Source organism: Paraflavitalea sp. (genome assembly GCF_059502485.1).
This window is the reverse complement of record NZ_JCACET010000008.1, coordinates 3,162,918-3,181,930: the sequence shown is the minus strand read 5'-3', so window position 1 is coordinate 3,181,930 and position 19,013 is coordinate 3,162,918. Positions and strand designations below refer to the sequence as shown.

Genomic DNA, 19,013 nt, shown 5'->3' with positions numbered 1-19,013 from the left:
GTTACGAACCGGCGCCTGTTTATGCTACTAACGCAGCATGGATGAGGTGCCGGTTTATTTTTCGCGCACCAGCTTTTCGTGTACCACAGGCGTTACCACCAGCGGGTACATCTCGACGGTAACGTTGCTGGGGTCTAACCCGAAGTTGACAGCTTCTTTTACGCTGAGCAGTTTCAGGTTGAAGTAGCTCTTCATGACAAACCGCTTTATAAAGGGCATATCGTTATCGTAAGATAGGAATGACTCCAGCAGCAGGAAACGAAAATCCCCGATGCCGTTTGCCTGGTAATATTGTTCACGTCTGTCCGACACATCCACTTCCCCATCTTTTACGAGCTCACTCACCACCTGCCTGAAATAATAATCCACGCGCGGCTCTACCCTGAAGCCAAGGTTGAACTCGAGAAAGTATACATCATTTCGCACGATGGTATCTACGTGGTAGCGCATGGCATAGGGTTCGTCCAGTACATTCACGTGTACGAACCAGTATATATCGGCGCGCTTGGGCGACCGGGACAGGATCGATTGGATAGCTGTTTGTTCTACTTTGCGTGGTGAACCGGAGCTGGTGAGGTATACCAGGTTGGTAGCATACTTGGGTATTTCCTCGTCATTGCTCAGTCGTTTCAACAGTTCAACTTTAGGTTCTATCGGTACCATTTTGGTCAGGGAACGTTTAATACTACGTCCTTTGTTCCATACCAGCATCGTGATGAACAGCACGGCGCCAATGACCAGCGTGATCCACCCTCCTTCTACTATCTTTTGAAAATTGGCTGTGAGGAAAGCACCTTCTATGATGATGAAGATCCCCGTGATCAGTACTACCAGCGCGGTGGGCACTCTTTTGACGTACAGGTAAAAATTGATGAGCACTGTGCTCATGATCATGGTGAGGGTAACACTGAGACCGAATGCCGCTTCCATGGCGGTAGACTCTTTGAAGTGCAGTACCATGGCGATACAACCTGCCATCAGCAGCCAGTTAATAAAGGGTATGTATATCTGTCCTTTGATATCACCGGGAAACACTACGCGGTGGCGCGGCCATATATCGAGGCGGATGGCCTCATTGATGAGTGTAAAGCAGCCGCTGATGAGCGCCTGGCTAGCAATGATGGTAGCGAGGGTGGCGATGATCACCGAAGGGTTGTAGATCATATCTGGCACGATGTGGTAGAAAGGACTGATGCTTCCTACTTCTTCGCCCGTGTGCTGCAACAACCAGGCGGTCTGCCCGGCATAGCTCAGTATGAGCATGATCTTGACATAGATCCAGCTGATGCGAATGTTGTTGCGGCCACAATGTCCCATATCACTGTACAGTGCTTCAGCCCCGGTAGTACACAGGAATATGCTGCCCAGCAACCAGAAACCGCCCGGCACTTCTTTCAGCATTACCCAGGCATAATATGGATTGAGGGCTTTCAACACACCTGGAGCCTGCCACATAGCCATAATACCCAGCACACCGATGAATGTGAACCATACCAGCATGACCGGGCCGAAGATCTTTCCGATACGCTCGGTGCCAAACTGCTGGAAGCTAAACAAGCCTATAAGTATAGCGATTACAATAGGAACCGTGTTGATTTCGGGGTTGATCTTTTGCAGCCCTTCAATAGCTGAAGCCACAGAGATCGGCGGCGTGATGATGCCATCGGCCATCAGGAAGGCGCCACCAGCCATGGCCGGTATGATGAGCCACCGGCCCCAATAGCGGCGGATGAGCGCATACAATGAAAAGATACCGCCTTCGCCCTTGTTATCGGCCTGCAGTGTGATGATGACGTATTTCAGGGTAGTTTGAAAGAATAGTGTCCAGAAGATAGCCGACAAAGCGCCTAACGCTACGTCTTCCGTAATGACGCGATCGTGGAATACTGCATTGAGCGTATAAAGCGGAGAAGTACCGATGTCGCCAAAGACTATACCTATTGCGATTAGTGTACCTGCCGTCGTGATCCGTTTATGGAACGAGGCCCCGGAAGTAGAACTCATGTGGGCTGTTTGAACCGCCAAAGTACTATAAAAATCGGAGTATCAACAAAAGCAATGGCACCGACCAGACATAACGCTGAACAGCGTTACTTCGATCGATGCCATTAACATTCTTTCTTTTGCTTCTTTGCTCCAACAACGTCTTTCGTAAGCTGATGCCGCCGTAGCGGCCAAGACGCTGATTATAATTCGTTCATTCGTTATGGAGTCCTTGTTCTACCCATGATGAGGGACAACAGGAACAATACGATAAAAATAAAGAAGAGGATCTTCGCGAAGCTGGCAGCGCCTGCTGCAATACCACCGAATCCGAAGAGAGCAGCTACAATAGCTACTATCAAAAAGATGACTGTCCAGCGTAACATAAATAAATGATTTAATTGTTTACAATGGATCAAAGTCCCTGGCCTTATACAGGGTATCTATGAACAAAGGCAATGATGCCGCCGCAGCTTCATGCCTGCCAGCAGTTGCGCCCAAGAAAACAGATGTGTTACTTTGATCTTTTACTTTACCGGGTTCACTAACAAGACCTGATGCCGGCTGGTTCAATGATCCATTCCAGCGTTCGAGGTCCATGCTTCCATTGGGTTTGCTCATACAGCATAGTGTTTAAAAACAATGCCCGTGCCAGCTATTTGATTTTCAGCACTAAACTTGAGTATTGCACTCCCCAATACGCAGAATTTGCCCATAAGTCGCAGCTAATCAATCCCCAATAATTTAGGAATTCTTTTGGTTTCGACTTAAGACAATGCCTGAAGACTGATCGTTGCAGCTGTTAAAGAATTATAACAATGGGTTGGAAAGTGAATGTTTTACGGAAAACCCTGCGCCGGAGAAGGGGAATTACGAACCAATAGGTCAACATGAAAGCATTTTACTTTTCATGTTGTTGCGCCTTTAACATTTCTTTTTTAGAAGTTGTAGGTAAAGCTCAGTTTGGCGAAGAAAGGGGTGCCGGGCGTAAAATGGATCTCGGATACCGGGGCTGCTTCATTGAACAGACGGCTTTCGGTATCGAACTGCGTTTCTTTCCATTTAATATCGAAGAGGTTCTGAATGGCCAGCCCGAACTCATACTTTTTGCGCGCATAGCTTACAAAGGCATCTGTTACAAAATAACCTTTGGCTACAATGCTATTGTCTTCATTGGCCGGGCGATCGCCCATATAGCGATAGCGGAGTGACGCATTGATGCCAGGCTTTGTTTTAACGGTAAGCCCACCAATGGAGGTGAATTGTGGCGCTAACGGTAAATAATTCTCGCCTTTGGGTGCATCGGCCGCACGGCCATGTGAGTAATTGAAATCGACATCTGCGTACAGCCATTTCAGCGGCTGGTAACGAACTGACAGATCGGCGCCGTAGCGACGACTTTTGCCGCTGGGCTCCACCACTCCTTCATCGCCCACATATACAAACTCCTGATCGAGCCAGAGGTACCATACCGCTGCGTTGATGAGCAGGTTCTTCGCCGGCTTCAACACTGTGCCCAAGTCGCTGCCATAAGCAGGCGGCAGGATGGTGAGGCCATTCTGCGGAACCACTACACGGGTATCGTTGGAGTGGAAGCCTTTGCCACTGCTGAGGTAGAACTGCACTAACTGGTTGGGATGGTAATAAAAGCTCAGCTTGGGGCTAAAGATATCAGCCGATGCTTTGCCTTTGGCATTGCCATTCAGTTTATCTGTATAGGCATCGTGGAAAAAATCGTAGCGCAGGCCCGCATTGATGCTGAATGCGGAATTGAAACGGAACGTTTCACTTACATAAGCAGCGAGGTTGTTCTCTGCAATATTGCCGAGCATTTTGGGATCGGTAACGATGGTCCTGTCTTTGGTGCGCGACAGCTCACTACCGTACGTGCGGTCGATGCGCACATTGGCGCCTACTTCAGAAGTGATCTGTGTGTTGCCAGCATAATGAGTAGCGTGGTAGCTGCCATTGTAACCAAACAGGTCGCGCTTTTCGCGTTGCTTGATCTGGTCGCCATTCACCGGATCTTCCTTGAAGAAAGTAAAGTTGGAGAACAGCTCGAACTGGTAGCGTGAATAATATACCTGGTTCTTGAAGTAGGAACGGGGATTGAGTGTGGTGGAGAGCAATGCATTGGCATTGATGCGGGAAGTCTTTCCACCTTCGTTGGGATCGATAGCGCCATACCAGCCGATCAGTTTGCTTTCAACAGCCCGGTCAGGTATTTGCCCTGAAGCATCCCACTTGCTGGAGAATACAGAAGCGGAGAAGCTAAGGTGGTTGCGCTTGTTCAACGCGCCATAATATTTACCAAACAAATTGACGCGGTTGAAATCCTGCGGATGATCGAAATACCCCTTGGTATACATGTATTCAGAAGCGATAAAAGCCGATTGCCCTTTGGCGCGGGTTGTTTCATTGAGCAGGTTGAGCATGCCCACTGCACGTACGGTATTGAACATACCTCCTTCTACTTTAATAGAGTTGGTGGGCAGTACATTGAATGTTTTGAAATCTACAAAGCCAGTAGTGGTGAAGTTTCCTTTCTCGGCATAATACGTACCCTTCTTGAATGCCACGTTATCTATCAACTCCGGGATCACAAAGTGCAGATCAGCATAACCCTGTCCATGTGCGTGGGACACCATGTTGACCGGCATACCATCGACTGCAATGTTTATATCTGTGCCGTGGTCGATGTCGAAACCGCGCAGGAATATCTGTTCTGCTTTACCGCCACCCGCATGCTGACCAATGAACAGACCGGGCACCATGCGCAATACTTCCTGCGAGTTGTTGATACCGCGCATTTTAATGTCGAGCTTGCTGATGGGCCTGTATTGCTCACCGGCACTGCCGGACACCGTGACCTGGTTGAGCTGCACTGCGCGTGATACAAGGCTAATTGACTGACCGGCTTTTATAAAATCGGCCAATGCAATGGTGATGGTATCATATCCGATGGCTGTAACAATAAGGCGGGCATCTTCTTTTACTTCCTTAAAATAGAAACGGCCGTTCTCATTGGAGATGGTATGCCGTTGCTCAGGCATGAGCGTAACAGTGGCGCCTTCCACCGGGGTGGCAGAACCGGCATCCAGCACTTTGCCTGACAACTCTTTTACCTGTGCAGATAGGGAAACAGACAGGAGCAACAGGAAAAAAGAGAGGGTGTATCGCATTACAGTTGATTTTGGCTGCGAATATAGTTAACAGGTTGATAAGTTGACAGGTTAATAGGTTGAAAGGCAAAGGCACTGATTTATGCCCCTGTCTACGCTTTCCTTTTCAACTTTTCAACCTATTACCCTGTCAACTATTTCCACTATTTTTACCGCTGCAACAATCCGGCCTCACGCATGAAACCATTGACATTCCTATCCTTACAAATTATAACGCTGCTGTTTTATGGCACCACAACAGCGCAGGTCATTCTGCAATTCGACCATCGCGCGGAAGGAAAGAAGCTGGTATTGAACACAGGCTCTTATAAAACCAGCGTCAACGACCCGGTTACCATCTCGCTTTTACAATACTATATCAGCAATATTCAGTTCATCAAAGGCAACGGCGACAAGTACACGGTGCCCAAAGCTTCCAGCTTTTTCCTGGTAAAAGAAAACATTGACAGCACTAAAACTATCGTGCTCAATGTGCCGGATGGCGTGTATTCGGCCATCACTTTCCTTATAGGTGTAGACAGTCTTACCTCTATCCTTGGCATTGAAGAACGCAAAGGTGTACTTGACCCCGGCAAGGATATGGCTGCCAGCGAAAGCATGTACTGGACCTGGAACAGCGGTTATATCTTCTTTAAAATGGAAGGAAGCTCTCCTGCTATTCCTGCCGACAAGACCGGCTTCCGCGAGTTTGAATATCATATTGGTGGTTATGGTGGTTACAACTCCCCTACCATCAATAACATCAGGCGCGTGACCATTGAATTGCCAGCTACAGGCCCTTTGCGGGTACGCAGCAATAAGAAAGCCGTTGTTCATATCAGGTTTGAAGCGTTATCGGTATTCGACCGGCTCGATCTCAAACAGCATCACCACCTGATGCTGACACCAGCCAGTACACAGATTGCAGATAATTACGCTGCCGGTTTTAAATACGGAGGAACCCAATATCAATGAGCATGGGCAAGATGTCTTATATATATGTGCTGATGGGTCTCGTATTGACCGGGCTGTTGTCGGAATTTCTGCAAGGCGCGCCTGCTCCCCACATTTTCAACAACCAGGACAGTACTTTTCCGCAGCCTGCCAATTTTCCGCCACCGGTGTATGATCTTTCCAAAAACAAATTCAATAAGATCAAGATAGAACTGGGCAGAAGATTATTTTACGATGGTACGCTTTCAAAGAATGGCACTGTGAGCTGCGGCACCTGTCATATACAAGCTTCTGCGTTTTCGCATCATGGTCACCGGTTGAGCCACGGTATCTTCGATTCATTGGGCGCGCGCAACGCACCTGCCCTGCAAAACCTTGCCTGGGCAACCAGCTTTATGTGGGACGGCGGCGTTAAAGACCTCGACCTGCAACCCATTGTTCCTATTACCAACCACGTGGAAATGGGTGAATCGGTAGAGAGTGTAGTGGAGAAGATAAAGAAAGATCAATACTACCCCTTGTATTTTAATGCGGCCTTTGGCAGCCGGGAGATCACCACTGCACGTGTGATGCAGGCGCTCAGCCAATTTATGGTGGCCATGGTAAGCGCCAACAGCAAGTATGATAAAGTGGTACGTAAAGAAGGGGGTGCCTTCACCAAAGAAGAGGCTGCCGGTTACAAAATCTTCCAACAAAAATGCGCTACCTGCCACACAGAGCCTTTCTTCACTGATTTCAGTTTCCGCAACAATGGCCTGTATCCCTATAGCGAAGACTTTGGCCGCATGGGCGTTACTTCCGAAACGGGCGATAAGTATCGCTTCAAAGTACCTTCATTGCGCAACATAGCACTGACAGCGCCCTATATGCACGATGGCCGTTTTAAAGAGCTCGACTTTGTGCTGACGCATTATGCGCAGGATGTGCAACTGACTGACAATATCGATCCATCGCTTGTGCAGCCTTCCGGCCGGGCAGGTATACCGCTTACGCCTGCCGATAAAGAAGTACTGAAATCTTTTCTGTATACGTTAACCGATTCTGCTTTTGTTCGTAATAAAGGATTGGGGGAGGTTAATATATGCCCTCAATGTATAAGATATTAGTTGACAAGTTAACAAATTGATAGGTTGAAAGGTTTACGACACAAGCCGTGTAAACTTTTAAACTTGTGAACTTATCAACCTTTCCATACCTTCGCCGCCGCTAAAGGTTCATAGCTCTTCAATGAGTCATGATTAAAAGGGAATCCGGTGATTTCTTTAGCAGAAAGAATCCGGAGCTGTCCCGCAACTGTAAGTTCTTCACGTAATGTCGACATCTACATGCCACTGTTGATGCTTTGTAAACAGCAAGCTCAATGGGAAGGCCGTCGGCACAGAACAAGCCAGGAGACCTGCCTTCAGCATCATACTTAATTCATAGCTTTCGGGTAAAAAGCATGGATGAAATAGCTGCCTTCAGCTGATTCATTTATTTTCCTGTAGTTATGCCACTGTACAGTTCCTGCCATAGAGCTGTCTGCGTGTGCATGCCTGTAGCCGGATCACTGGTCCGTGGTGTATCATGCCGGGCATTGTTAAGTATGATCAACCTGTTCATATATACTTAACAATACGATTATGAGTACACGTTTATTCCGAGGATTATTGCTTCTGTTAACCATTACTGCATTTGTAGCCTGTAACAAAGATGAGTACAGGCAGCCTGAACCACTGATCACTGGCAAATATGAAAATGGTATCATTCTCGTGAATGAAGGCTGGTTTGGTCATGACAATGGTAACGTAAACTTCTACCGCTATGGCCAGGACACCATCGAACAAATGGTTTATCACAAAGAGAACCCCGGCAAAGAACTGGGCGTAACGACTCAATATGGCGCTGTGTGGAATGGTAAATTATACCTGGTGTCCAAACAAGGACCATTCGTTGTTACAGATGCCAAATCGCTGGTTGAGACAGGTCGCATCGCCAGCCTGCCCGCCAATGGCCGCGCCTTCCTTGGTCTCGACAACAACAATGGTCTTATCAGTACTGCCAGCGGTATCTATCCGCTCAACCTCTCCACGCTTACGCTGGGCACCAAGCTCACCAGCGTAACCGGCGAAACAGGTGGCATGCGCAAAGAAGGAGCTTATATCTTCGTGATCAACCAAAGCCAGGGGCTGATCATCCTCAACGCAAGTGATTACAGTGTAGTAAAAAAGATAGCCGGCATGAACCAGGGCTTGTCTAAAACACCTGATGGCAGCTTGTGGGTAGCCGGTGGCAGCTCACTCGTAAAGATCAACACCACTACGCTCGATACCAACAAGATCACTTTGCCTTTCACACTGGGCAATCCCTGGGTGGCCTGGAACGTTGGTACTGTGACTACCTCTTCTACTGAGAATGCCGTGTTCATTGGCAGGACCAATTCCTGGGGCGCCGGTGGCAATCAACTTTATAAATATGTAGTGGGCAACAGCGCTTCGCTGGCTACGCTTTTCGCTACCATCCCTGCCGGTAAAGAGTTTTATGGGGCCGGTGTTGGCTACAACGCAGGCAGCAATGAGCTGGTGGTAACTGCTGTTCAGTCCGGATATGGACAGAACTATCAGTACAACAGTCTCTACTTCTATGATGCTGCGAATGCTACCTTGAAGAAAACCATTACCTATCAATACTTCTATTTCCCCGCTTTAATGATCTTCAATTAATGCAGGGTTGATAAGTTGAAAAGTTGATAGGTTGAAAAGGGAATAACAAAGTAACCATTAATTGGAGATACCTACTGATTGTTTTACGCCTTCGAAAACAGACTTCCAGACAAGGTTGAAGAAAGACTTGCTGGTGTTGCGGTCGTAGTGCACAGTGGCGCGGCGTATATCGCCTTTCTTATTGGGATTCGCATTCTTTACCTGTATATTGGCCAGCATGCTGGCCAATTTCTTTTTACTGAGGGTATTGTCGACCGTATCTTTTTTGAGTAGTGTGATCTTGAGGTCATCATACAGCATGGTTAGTGTTCCATCGGCTGCATAATCATTGCAATTGAAACTAAAATCCAGTCCATTGAGTGTTCCTTTCTCGATCGTGGCTAACCCCATAGGCTTTGTCAACTGGTTTACTGTTGTAGCAGGCATGCTGCCCATCGACCCATCGATGGTGAACCGGCCCTTGTCAGGGTAGAAATTAATCAGCGCCTTTACCGGCGCTGCATTCAGGAATCGGGCGTTGAACTGCACACGCATCGGCTTCTCTGCCATGAGTTGCCGGTATGTAGTAAGATTATTGACCCCGACGCTTACCTGGTAAAACTGCACCTTACCGCTTTGCTCGCTTTTGGCATTGCGTTCTTTGTATTCTATAAAAGAATTATTGAACCGGGCCGTTTTGATGCGCACATCAAAAGGTAATTTCATCAATGCCTGTTGCGGATAGGTGCCTATCCTACTCTTTCCATCATGCGGGAAAGAAAGATCGCGGTAAATATGGAGGCTGCTTTTACCCGACACGAGCGAGTCCGCACGCACCTCCTCCTTCATCAGCATTGGCACGTCCAGACCGGCCAGCCTGATGTTGTGAAAGTCTATATCAAACCGGTCGTTGGCGTATTTGTATTGTTGCAGGAATTTCTGTTCGGGCAAGGTGGGTTCTATCACGAACCGGCTCATGCCTAACAATTTTTGCCCGCTGTTCAGGTCTAATTCACGCACCTCGTAATTATATAGTTTATTCTTACTGCTCCAGCGCGCTTTTTTACATTTGACCGCCACCTGCTCGGCAAACAAGACACGGGTAGTATCTTTCTCATGCAGGCTATCTACTGCAATGCGGAACAGATCAATGGTTACGCTATCGAATTGCATGCGGGTGGCGCCTGTTTTCCAGTCGCGGGTGATCAAGGTGGCATTCACCACAGAAAGTGTATCGATCTTGATCATCTCCAGGTTGCCCAGTATTTGACGGTATACTTCTTTATCGGGAACACTTTTCAGCGAGTCTTTACCCTTGCCGGTAAAGAATAGTTCGATGCGGGGATTGTGGATCATTACTTTTCGTCCGTCGATCGCGCTGTTCAATAATGCCTTGGGTGTTTTTACGCCTTCTACTGTCAATGCGGGGATATTGATCTTTATTAGTACAGAGGGTTCATCAGCACTCCCTGCCATGTTATTGTAAACATTGGAGTCGGGCTCAAGCTGGAGATTGGTAACAACAAGATTGCCCGCCACTTCATCGATGTCCAGTTTATCGGTTTTTATGCCATACAAGTTATTCGTTTTATCGGCTACTGTTTTCGACACTGTATCCTTCACGATCTTGCGCTTGTAAATGCTCCAGGTAACAACACCACCTGCGATGATCACTAATATGATTATGATAATTATTTTCCTTCTTGACATAGATCAGTGATTTAGGTTTACAAAGGGCCCTTCGACAAGCTCAGGGTGACAGGGAAGTGCATAAAAAAAGCGGTCCAACCCCCAACGATCAGACCGCTATGTATACTTTCTTCAGTGGTCCCTTTAGCTGGCTACGGCATAAAAGTTAATATCGCCGTTATTCTTTTTATAGTAAACAGTCTCCGTCATTTTGACTTTGAGCAGTGTAAGCTTATCGCCGGTAAGATCGTTCACAGCATGGTCGAGTGCTACCTCGCTGCCTGGCTCCAGGTTAGGATTGACCCGGCTGGCAATACCAGTGATCTTCATATAAATACCTTTTACCTTGTCTACATATTTCAAGGATACGGGGAACTTCTCCGTTTCTACCGGCAACTCTTCCGAGCAACAACACCACAGGTACTGATTCGCGTCTACAAAAACAGTTTCTATGAGGAAGCGGTCTTGTGTGAGTTCAGTATCATGCAATTTCAATGCGCCGAAGAACGTCTTCTCTATAAAACGCTTCACGAACTTCAGGTTCTCAGGTAATATAAAACGCATAGGTGGTGGTTTTTAGTTGTTATTGATTAGTGATTGCTTAGGCTAATACTATCGGGCGCATCTTATAGGGCCGGTAGCTGGGCTTTTGCTGCAATACATACTTGCAGATCGCATGCCACCAGGATTGGATCCTGCTCACGGTGCGTTCGCGCTGCTCGAAGCAGGACGCATGTTCTACCCTCACTTTTATCGGCATCATGTGGTTCAGGGAATGTGCGGTCAACTCGGGTATTTCAGCCGTCAATTCATTGATCTGCTGCTCATCGGTAATGATCTCAGCCTTCCCCAATACCTGCAAATAGAAGGGTTTGCCTTTGCGGTAGAAGTCGAGCTTTGCCGGAAACTCCTTGTCGGTCTCGTCCATGAACCATTCAGGGCTATGGAGGAAGAACCAGATGTTTCCTGCTGCATCCACTCTCAATACATTTATAATAGAAGTAGGTAATTTAAAAGCAGTGTTCCCGGTGTTAGAGAAAAGCGCGCTGCCAATCTCCTGGATGCGGTCTCTAAGAAAACCGACTTGTATATCGTTAAGCATGGGGCTCTAATTTTAACATAGTATTTTCAAATGGTATGCCCACATTGTCGATGGTCGCGCATTGGGGAACTCCCTACCCATGTAAGCCTGTATTAATGAGAAATTAATGCGCGCGGGCTGTTTTGGGGAATTAGCGTCGAGTCTTGAAGCTATTGATCCTATCGCAGAACAGAGAATTGGTCACGAAGCTACAAGCTTCAAAATAGTGCTTCGATGCTGCACGCTTCTCAGCGCCAGACAACACCATGCGTACACTTCCATACACAATCCAGCGACATCACGCCTCAACCGTATACGAAAAATGTAGAATAGACCTGTGTTATCGGATGGCATAGCTTTTTCCGATCACCCGTGACCACTTACCTATTGAACATTAAACTAAAAATCATTTTATGGAAAAGGCAACTAAGTCGAAGAAGGCCAGTGCTGAGAAAACAAGCACTGCTACAAAAAACAAGAAGGCTTCGCACGCAGCAAGTTCCAACAAACAAATGGAGCATTCAGGCTCCGGCCAAATGCAAATGGGCGAAGAGCTGGAAACGCTTTTTATAGATATGCTGAAGGATATTTATTGGGCGGAGAAGGCATTGACCAAAGCATTACCCAAAATGGCAAAAGCCAGTACTACCGAGGAGCTACGTGAGGGTTTCGAGGAGCACCTGACACAAACTGAAGAGCACATCAAACGACTGGAACAGGTGTTTGAACTGATGGGGCAAAAACCACAGGCCAAAAAATGTGAAGCGATGGAAGGTCTGCAGAAAGAAGCAGAAGAAATAATCGAGGACACAGAGAAAGGCACCCTGACCCGTGATGTAGGTCTCATCGTAGCTGCACAAAAAGTAGAGCACTATGAAATTGCTACTTATGGCAGTCTGACTACATTAGCCAATACCTTCGGTATGACGGAAGTGGCAGACCTGCTGGCACAAACATTGGAGGAAGAGAAGCAAACGGATGAAAACCTTACTTACATTGCCGAGAACAACGTAAACTTCCCGGCAGGTATCGAGGACGAGCCCGGAACAGCGCAGCGGAAAGGCAAGTCTTCCAAGAATGCGATGGAAGAAGAGGATTTTGAAGAAGAGGAAGACGATCAGGACGAAGAAGATGAAAAAGAATAGGATAGCACCTTTGCCATCCAACGAAAGCTTGAGTAACAATATTATAGCGATAGACTCCTGAGTCTGTTGCTTCGAACGCTCTCTTAAAGGTTAAAAGTGAAAAGGTAAAAGCCAGGCAGCAAAGGCCTGGCTTTTTTATTGTATTAGACCTGTAGTACAACACCATTATATATGTCAACCAAACAATCCGAAGAGAAAGACAACCTGAAGTGGGCACGGCTGTATAATAAGATCAGTGGCAAACTAACCCGTGCAGCAGGCAGCCCCATCGCGTCCATCATGGCCTTCCTACTCATTATCGGATGGGCATTATGCGGCCCGATCTTTCACTTTTCCGATACCTGGCAACTGGTTATCAACACTTCTACTACGATCATCACTTTCCTGATGGTATTCATCATTCAACAAACGCAGAACAAGGACACAACAGCTATCCACCTGAAATTAAATGAATTGATCGCCTGTCATGAAAAGGCGAGCAACCGCCTGGTGGATATTGAGGATCTAACGGAAGAAGAGTTAAGTGTGATTAAGAAATATTACACCAAGCTGTCGGACCTGTCGGAAAAAGAACAGGACCTGTATAGTTCACATTCGCTGGACGAGGCAGAAGATAACCACGAGGAGAAAGCTAAAAAACTTAAAAAGTCAACTCATGCGTGATAGTATACCAGGCACCCAACGATTGAACCACCGGCAAATGCTGGTGATTGACCATGACTACCAGCGTGCGGCTAAAGTGGCTTCCCTGGTATATGTTAGTGACGCCATGCCCGGCATTCTCCGGTTGAAAAAGGGGAAAGGCTTTTCTTTCTCGTACCAGAACAAGCGTTTGCAGAATAAAGAACAGCTGGCACGTATACGCAAGCTGGCCATCCCACCCGCCTGGACAGCCGTATGGATATGCCCGCTTGACAATGGGCATCTGCAGGCCACCGGTAAGGATGCGCTCAACCGGAAGCAATACCGTTATCACACAGCCTGGGGCGCGATACGCAACGAAACCAAGTTTCACCGGTTGTACGAATTTGGAAAGGCTCTGCCAACGCTAAGGCTGCAACTGGAAAAGGATATTTCTCGTAAGGAGCTTTGCGAAGAAAAAGTGCTGGCCACCGTGGTGAGCCTGATGGAGCGGACTTATATACGCCCCGGCAACAACAATTATGAAAAGCTTTACGGCTCGTATGGGCTTACCACACTTAAGGACAAGCATGTGGCGGTAAATGGACAATCCATCCAGTTCAGCTTTCGGGGTAAGAAAGGAGTCAACCACACTATATCCGTCAAAAACAAGCGGCTTGCCCGCATTGTGCAGGCCTGCCGGGATATACCTGGCAAAGAGCTGTTCCAATATTATGATGGAGACGGCAACAGGCGGAGCATCGATTCGGGCATGGTCAATAACTATATCAAGCAAACTACGGGGTTTGAGTTCACCGCCAAGGACTTCCGTACCTGGGCAGGTACGCTCAACATATTGCGCAGCTTCAAAAGCCTGGGCGAAGCAGTGAGTGAAGCCGCCCGTAAAAAGAAAGTAGTGGAAGCACTGGATGAGGTGAGCATAAAACTGGGCAACACTCGCACGGTGTGCAAAAAGTATTATGTGCATCCCGGCATCGTGAGGCTGTATGAGGAAGACCAATTACAACAATACATGAAGGAGCTGGACAACATTGAAGAGCCCGATGACAAAACGGGTTATGCGCATGATGAGAAAGTGCTGATGAAAGTGTTGAAAGCGCTTCATTAGTTCATCGCTCGCAGCAATGGTATCTTCACATAGAAGGTGGTGCCCTCTCCTTCTTTGGTCACAAACCAGATATCGCCTTTTGCCTGCTCCACAATACTCTTGCTCATGGCCAGGCCCAATCCGGTGCCTGATGACTTGGTGGTGAAGTTGGGCGTAAATATCTTGGACTGTGTGACTTCCGGAATGCCCATACCATTATCTGTAATACTCACCGTAATATACTCTCCACCATTTAATGCTTCGTCCATGCGGATCACATGACGCTCTCTACCCTCACTGGCTTCGATGGCGTTCTGCATCAGGTTGGTGAACAGACGATTCAACTGCGTCTTATCAGCAAACAGCAATACTTTGTGCGGTACCGGCTCCCAGGTAAAGTCGAGGTTCTCTGTTGCCTCATACAGCGAGGTAAGTGAATACAGCATTTCATGGAGGTCGAATACTTCATTGCGCGGGTTGCCGATGTTGGCAAACTGCGAGAAGTCGGAGGCGATCTTCGACAGGTGATCGATCTGTTCGATGAGTGTACGAGCCACGCTGGCCGTCATCTCTTTTACGTTGGGTGAATTATCGTCGATCGCTTTTTGCAGGTATTGAATGCTCAGCTTCATCGGCGTGAGCGGGTTCTTGATCTCATGGGCTACCTGCCGGGCCATCTGCCTCCAGGCTCCCTCCCGTTCGCTCTTGGCCAGTGTTTCGGCACTCTCGTCGAGCTTGCGTACCATCTTATTGTATTCCGCCACCAGGACACCGATCTCATCTTTTCGCGCCCAGTTGATCTCCTGGTTCAACTTACCCAGGTTGATATCCCGCAGCTTTTGTGTGATGAGGGTAAACGAAGAAGTAATGCGATTGGTAATGAACAGGGCAAGCGCGCCTGCCACCAGGAATATAAATGCGTTCAGGTTGATGATCGTTACCAGGAAGTAAGAGATCTCCTGCGTCAGTTCCACTTCGGCACTGTACGACGGCACGTTGAGGTAGGCCACCGCATTGCCATCGTCATCGCGCACCGGAGCATAGATACTCAGGTAATCTACCTTACCTACTTTTTCATCTGTCATCGTTTGCACCTGTCGCAGGTTGTGCAACCTGAAATAGGCCAGCGGGTTCATCTTTTCACTTAATACACCGCGGTAATAGATATCCGGGTTAGAGGTCACTTTCAGGTCGCCCGCTGTATCGTACAGGTTCACGTCCATACCATGTATGTCCGAAATATCGCGCATCAGTTGTTCTACCTCGTCATTGAAGCTGGGTTCATACAACATGATGCTTTCATTGAACGTGGAATCGTCGGCCAGCTTCTTTTCCACTTCGTTTACCATGATCTGGATTGCGCGGGTGAGCCGATCCTGGTTATTACGGTGGTAGCGGTTGATGATAAATATAATGTTGGCAATACCAATGACCACAAACAGCAACAGGCTGATCATGATAATGGTGCTATGGATCTGTGAGCGGATGCTCAGCTCCCAGTACTGCCGGAAAGAAGTTTTGTGCAGGCGGCTTCGCATCAGGAAGGCCACTATGCGGTAGAAGGCCAGCAGAAACAAGAAGGTGCTGAACAGGTAGGCGAACAAGGTGATGGCTTCAATAAACGAGTTGTTCTTGCGGGCTACCACCACCACTTTATCGGGCGTACCCCGGTACCACAGCTCTTCATACCCATCTTTTTTAACGATACTGTATTCCTGGTTTTTTGTTTGCTTATTGAGATAGGTAGGGAATGGATAATCGTTGTAGTGGCTGATCAGCTTAAGGCTATCGTAAATAGCATATGCATAGGATGGTGAATATTCGGGTATCCGTTCACGCGTTTGCTTGAACAGCTCCGGCACCAGCGCTTCACTCTTATAGCGTTTAGGATCGGATAATACAAAGAGGTAACCAACGGTAATGTCGTTGGTATCGACTACTTCTTTCTTGAAGATGTAGGAGAACTTGTCGTATGACCTTTCAAAGTAGCGGAGGTCATTGATGTTGGTACCCTTCGACTGGTTGCGGAAAATGGTGTTCAGCGTATCGAAGGAACCCGGCTCTGTATTGTACAGTGGGTTCATGTCTCTGTCGAAGGTGAACATCCACGTATCGTACTTATTCGCATAACCAATGAAGCCAGTGTTGATGATACTATCTTTCAGGCGCGCATTTTCTTCCTTATTATAAAAGCGGGAGAAGTTAGGCTCCAGGAAATCATTGTCGAGGTAAGCAAGGGCAATACTCAATAACCGTTCGTTGGAAGGATCGGCCTGGGAAGCCAGTTTTTCAGCAAAGCGCTTGCGTTGGTCAAACTCTATCTTGCCGTTCTCAAAAAGGATAACGGCCGACATGGAGAAGGAGAATATAAACAGCCAGAATAACACTTCTGACACATTCAGCCGGTAATTGAGGCCAGCGAACATTTTCTGCCGCATCAGCCACATGAACAACAGCAGCCACAGCAAGGCATACAGGTTCAGCTCTATCATGGCTGTATTGCGCTGGAATGACAGCATTAGTAGCCCGAGGAAAGCCGATATGATATACACCGCATAGTTCCTCTTACCTACCAGTTTGCCAACTACTGTCAGGAATATTTGCGCCAGCAGGAAATAACTCAACCCCAGCGTGGCCATTACCGCAAAACCAACAAAGCTGTATTGCTCTACCAGGCTGAAGAAGTTGGTAACGTTGAACGACATCTTAGCGTCGGACACCAGGGTTTGCAGGATATCGGCAAACGTAAATGTGCATATAATGAGTGCGCCCAGGACGCCTACTACGGAGAGCCAATTCTTCCAGGGGGCTTTGAATCTTTTGATCGTAGAAGTATTCAGCCGCCGGTTCACGAATATCACCATCCAGCACAGTAGCAGGGAATTGATGAGCAGATCGCCCAGCGAACTCAACACGAGGCTGGAGCCATAGATAACAGGGTCAAACAATTCAAACTGCCGCAGGTCCAATATTTCAGGAAAGAAATAGGTGGTGAATCGAAGGATCAGCAGGATGCCAACCAGGAAGATGGCGCCGAACCAAAGGCCATAGTTGCGGGAGATATGATCGGCCGTTTGCTGCAGGTATAGAAACAGCAGGAAGAACCCGGCTATCACTAATATGATGGACCAAATATTATGTTGCTGCAGGTGCTCGTTGATGCGCTGCAAATAAAATAGGGTGTTGCCCCGAACGCTCTTTACCGGGTAAGGCGTGGTGGATAATACGAGGTCTACCCGCTCCACCGCGCCGGCATAACCAGCAAACTCTTTGCGCAGGTTTTCATTCTCTACAAAATACTTCCACACTACCGGTATCAACCCCTGGATGGTAAATTGGCGGTTGCCGCTTAAAGTTATCTGGGCGCTGCTGTATACATATTGGCCGTTGCGGAGCCTTATCAGTCGACTGGTGTCACGCCCCCAGGCAAAAGACACATCCGGCAGAATGTTCTGTGTATTCCAGAAAACAAGACGGGGGGTATTGAGTGAATCGTGGAGGTGCTCGTAAATGAAAATATCGTAGCCTTTTTTGGCATCCAGCAAGCCGGAAAGGCTTTTTTCTTCGTAATGCTGATCAACCAATTTGGCCAACAGAGCTGTATCGGCCGCGAGTTCCTGAAAGTCCCGTTCTTTTTCGTGTATCCTGTTCTGGATAAGGTTGACGTAGTACCGGGCCGTGGTGGTACCAATTACGTATTTATTGAGAATGAATGCAATACCAAAAAGGCTTATGGCAGCCAGGAGGTAGATGTTCTTACTAAGCCAATTTTTCAGCAATTGCTTCAAGTGCCGGGGTTTTGTTTTTTAATGCTGTTCCAGATGGCGTCCATTTCGGCGAGGGACATATCGGCGAGTGATTTGCCATCCTGGTTAGCCGCCTGTTCCATGCGGGTAAAGCGGCTGATAAACTTCTTGTTGGTCCTTTCCAGGGCGTTTTCAGCATCTATCCGCAAAAACCGTGCATAATTGACCAGGGAGAACAGCAGGTCGCCGAACTCCTCCTCTATTTCATCCTGTCCTTTGACGGCCACCGCCTCCTGCAGCTCACCCATCTCCTCCTCTACCTTTTCCCATACCTGCTCGCGGTGGTCCCACTCGAACCCTACCTGTTTTGCCTTTTCCTGCAACCGGGTAGCCTTCACTACGGCAGGCAGCGACACAGGAACGCCGCCCAGTATGGAGGTCTTCCCTTCCTTCAGTTTCAGCTTTTCCCAGTTCTGCTTCACTTCTTCCTCATCTTTCACGGTAGTGTCGCCATAAATATGGGGGTGACGGAATACCAGCTTATCTGAAATGCCATTGAGGGCTTCTTCGAGGGTAAACTTGCCTTGCTCGGTGCCGATCTTGGCATAGAACAGCATATGGAGCATCAGGTCACCAATTTCTTCTTTGATGCCCTTCCAGTCTGTATCGGTGATGGCGTCGGCCAGCTCGTAGGTCTCTTCGATCGTCAGCGGCCTCAATGTGTGTACGGTCTGCTTCTTATCCCAGGGGCATTTTTCCCTGAGCTCATCCATAATCGTCACCAGGCGCAGAAATGCTGCGGCCACATTATTCGTTTCCATAGCTGTTAAAGTTAGACGTAATC

Annotated in this window: 15 protein-coding genes and 1 riboswitch; of the genes, 6 read left to right on the top strand and 9 right to left on the bottom strand. The window is 47.8% G+C overall.

Translation table 11 applies throughout. From position 1 onward, the window contains the following. Positions 1–54: 54 nt before the first annotated feature. The 4 genes from AC5JBY_RS15160 to AC5JBY_RS15145 form a co-directional block, all read right to left on the bottom strand. Positions 55–2,004: a KUP/HAK/KT family potassium transporter gene (locus AC5JBY_RS15160; protein WP_495905453.1), complete on the bottom strand. Its 1,950-nt coding sequence runs from the start codon at positions 2,002–2,004 to the stop codon at positions 55–57. Positions 2,005–2,204: 200 nt separating this feature from the next. After that, a complete protein-coding gene (locus AC5JBY_RS15155; protein WP_495905452.1) occupies positions 2,205–2,369 on the bottom strand; it encodes a DUF1328 domain-containing protein in 165 nt (54 codons plus the stop codon). 19 nt (positions 2,370–2,388) lie between these two features. Continuing rightward, a complete protein-coding gene (locus AC5JBY_RS15150) occupies positions 2,389–2,604 on the bottom strand; it encodes a hypothetical protein (protein ID WP_495905451.1) in 216 nt (71 codons plus the stop codon). Between the two features lie 317 nt (positions 2,605–2,921). After that, a complete protein-coding gene (locus AC5JBY_RS15145) occupies positions 2,922–5,165 on the bottom strand; it encodes a TonB-dependent receptor (RefSeq protein ID WP_495905450.1) in 2,244 nt (747 codons plus the stop codon). 177 nt (positions 5,166–5,342) lie between these two features. Between AC5JBY_RS15145 and AC5JBY_RS15140 the strand changes: the two genes are divergently transcribed. From AC5JBY_RS15140 to AC5JBY_RS15130, 3 genes are all read left to right on the top strand, one after another. Continuing rightward, positions 5,343–6,119, top strand: a complete 777-nt coding sequence (locus AC5JBY_RS15140) for an MbnP family protein (protein WP_495905449.1) — start codon at positions 5,343–5,345, stop codon at positions 6,117–6,119. A gap of 2 nt (positions 6,120–6,121) precedes the next feature. Next, positions 6,122–7,204: a cytochrome-c peroxidase gene (locus AC5JBY_RS15135; RefSeq protein WP_495905448.1), complete on the top strand. Its 1,083-nt coding sequence runs from the start codon at positions 6,122–6,124 to the stop codon at positions 7,202–7,204. Positions 7,205–7,291: 87 nt separating this feature from the next. Continuing rightward, a riboswitch (cobalamin riboswitch) is annotated at positions 7,292–7,516 on the top strand. A 204-nt stretch (positions 7,517–7,720) separates the two neighbouring features. Continuing rightward, on the top strand, positions 7,721–8,800 hold the full coding sequence (locus AC5JBY_RS15130; protein WP_495905447.1) for a DUF5074 domain-containing protein: 1,080 nt from the start codon (positions 7,721–7,723) through the stop codon (positions 8,798–8,800). Positions 8,801–8,857: 57 nt separating this feature from the next. Here AC5JBY_RS15130 and AC5JBY_RS15125 read toward each other — a convergent pair whose 3' ends face one another. The 3 genes from AC5JBY_RS15125 to AC5JBY_RS15115 all read right to left on the bottom strand — a co-directional run bounded on the left by AC5JBY_RS15125 (position 8,858) and on the right by AC5JBY_RS15115 (position 11,570). Then, a complete protein-coding gene (locus tag AC5JBY_RS15125) occupies positions 8,858–10,489 on the bottom strand; it encodes a hypothetical protein (protein ID WP_495905446.1) in 1,632 nt (543 codons plus the stop codon). 123 nt (positions 10,490–10,612) lie between these two features. Continuing rightward, the gene (locus AC5JBY_RS15120) at positions 10,613–11,032 is read right to left on the bottom strand and encodes a hypothetical protein (protein WP_495905445.1); all 420 of its coding nucleotides are present in this window, start codon (positions 11,030–11,032) and stop codon (positions 10,613–10,615) included. A gap of 37 nt (positions 11,033–11,069) precedes the next feature. Further along, a complete protein-coding gene (locus AC5JBY_RS15115; RefSeq protein ID WP_495905444.1) occupies positions 11,070–11,570 on the bottom strand; it encodes a hypothetical protein in 501 nt (166 codons plus the stop codon). A 392-nt stretch (positions 11,571–11,962) separates the two neighbouring features. Between AC5JBY_RS15115 and AC5JBY_RS15110 the strand changes: the two genes are divergently transcribed. The 3 genes from AC5JBY_RS15110 (at position 11,963) to AC5JBY_RS15100 (ending at position 14,444) form a co-directional block, all read left to right on the top strand. After that, a complete protein-coding gene (locus tag AC5JBY_RS15110; protein ID WP_495905443.1) occupies positions 11,963–12,694 on the top strand; it encodes a ferritin-like domain-containing protein in 732 nt (243 codons plus the stop codon). Between the two features lie 171 nt (positions 12,695–12,865). After that, the gene (locus tag AC5JBY_RS15105) at positions 12,866–13,357 is read left to right on the top strand and encodes a low affinity iron permease family protein (RefSeq protein WP_495905442.1); all 492 of its coding nucleotides are present in this window, start codon (positions 12,866–12,868) and stop codon (positions 13,355–13,357) included. Further along, a complete protein-coding gene (locus AC5JBY_RS15100) occupies positions 13,350–14,444 on the top strand; it encodes a DNA topoisomerase IB (protein WP_495905441.1) in 1,095 nt (364 codons plus the stop codon). The genes AC5JBY_RS15105 and AC5JBY_RS15100 overlap by 8 nt, the downstream gene beginning before the upstream one ends. Here AC5JBY_RS15100 and AC5JBY_RS15095 read toward each other — a convergent pair. Both AC5JBY_RS15095 and mazG read right to left on the bottom strand, forming a co-directional pair. Next, positions 14,441–18,211 carry a sensor histidine kinase gene (locus tag AC5JBY_RS15095; protein ID WP_495905440.1) on the bottom strand — a complete coding sequence of 1,257 codons (3,771 nt, stop codon included), beginning with the start codon at positions 18,209–18,211 and terminating at the stop codon, positions 14,441–14,443. The genes AC5JBY_RS15100 and AC5JBY_RS15095 overlap by 4 nt on opposite strands. Beyond that, a complete protein-coding gene (mazG, locus tag AC5JBY_RS15090) occupies positions 18,208–18,990 on the bottom strand; it encodes a nucleoside triphosphate pyrophosphohydrolase (RefSeq protein ID WP_495905439.1) in 783 nt (260 codons plus the stop codon). Before mazG ends, AC5JBY_RS15095 begins: the two co-directional genes overlap by 4 nt. Positions 18,991–19,013 lie beyond the last annotated feature (23 nt).

Bases quoted from the DNA above. Each gene is read 5' to 3' on its own strand.
- AC5JBY_RS15160 (WP_495905453.1), bottom strand. From the start codon at position 2,004: ATGAGTTCTACTTCCGGGGCCTCGTTCCATAAACGGATCACGACGGCA.
- AC5JBY_RS15155 (WP_495905452.1), bottom strand. From the start codon at position 2,369: ATGTTACGCTGGACAGTCATCTTTTTGATAGTAGCTATTGTAGCTGCT.
- AC5JBY_RS15150 (WP_495905451.1), bottom strand. From the start codon at position 2,604: ATGAGCAAACCCAATGGAAGCATGGACCTCGAACGCTGGAATGGATCA.
- AC5JBY_RS15145 (WP_495905450.1), bottom strand. From the start codon at position 5,165: ATGCGATACACCCTCTCTTTTTTCCTGTTGCTCCTGTCTGTTTCCCTA.
- AC5JBY_RS15140 (WP_495905449.1), top strand. From the start codon at position 5,343: ATGAAACCATTGACATTCCTATCCTTACAAATTATAACGCTGCTGTTT.
- AC5JBY_RS15135 (WP_495905448.1), top strand. From the start codon at position 6,122: ATGGGCAAGATGTCTTATATATATGTGCTGATGGGTCTCGTATTGACC.
- AC5JBY_RS15130 (WP_495905447.1), top strand. From the start codon at position 7,721: ATGAGTACACGTTTATTCCGAGGATTATTGCTTCTGTTAACCATTACT.
- AC5JBY_RS15125 (WP_495905446.1), bottom strand. From the start codon at position 10,489: ATGTCAAGAAGGAAAATAATTATCATAATCATATTAGTGATCATCGCA.
- AC5JBY_RS15120 (WP_495905445.1), bottom strand. From the start codon at position 11,032: ATGCGTTTTATATTACCTGAGAACCTGAAGTTCGTGAAGCGTTTTATA.
- AC5JBY_RS15115 (WP_495905444.1), bottom strand. From the start codon at position 11,570: ATGCTTAACGATATACAAGTCGGTTTTCTTAGAGACCGCATCCAGGAG.
- AC5JBY_RS15110 (WP_495905443.1), top strand. From the start codon at position 11,963: ATGGAAAAGGCAACTAAGTCGAAGAAGGCCAGTGCTGAGAAAACAAGC.
- AC5JBY_RS15105 (WP_495905442.1), top strand. From the start codon at position 12,866: ATGTCAACCAAACAATCCGAAGAGAAAGACAACCTGAAGTGGGCACGG.
- AC5JBY_RS15100 (WP_495905441.1), top strand. From the start codon at position 13,350: ATGCGTGATAGTATACCAGGCACCCAACGATTGAACCACCGGCAAATG.
- mazG (WP_495905439.1), bottom strand. From the start codon at position 18,990: ATGGAAACGAATAATGTGGCCGCAGCATTTCTGCGCCTGGTGACGATT.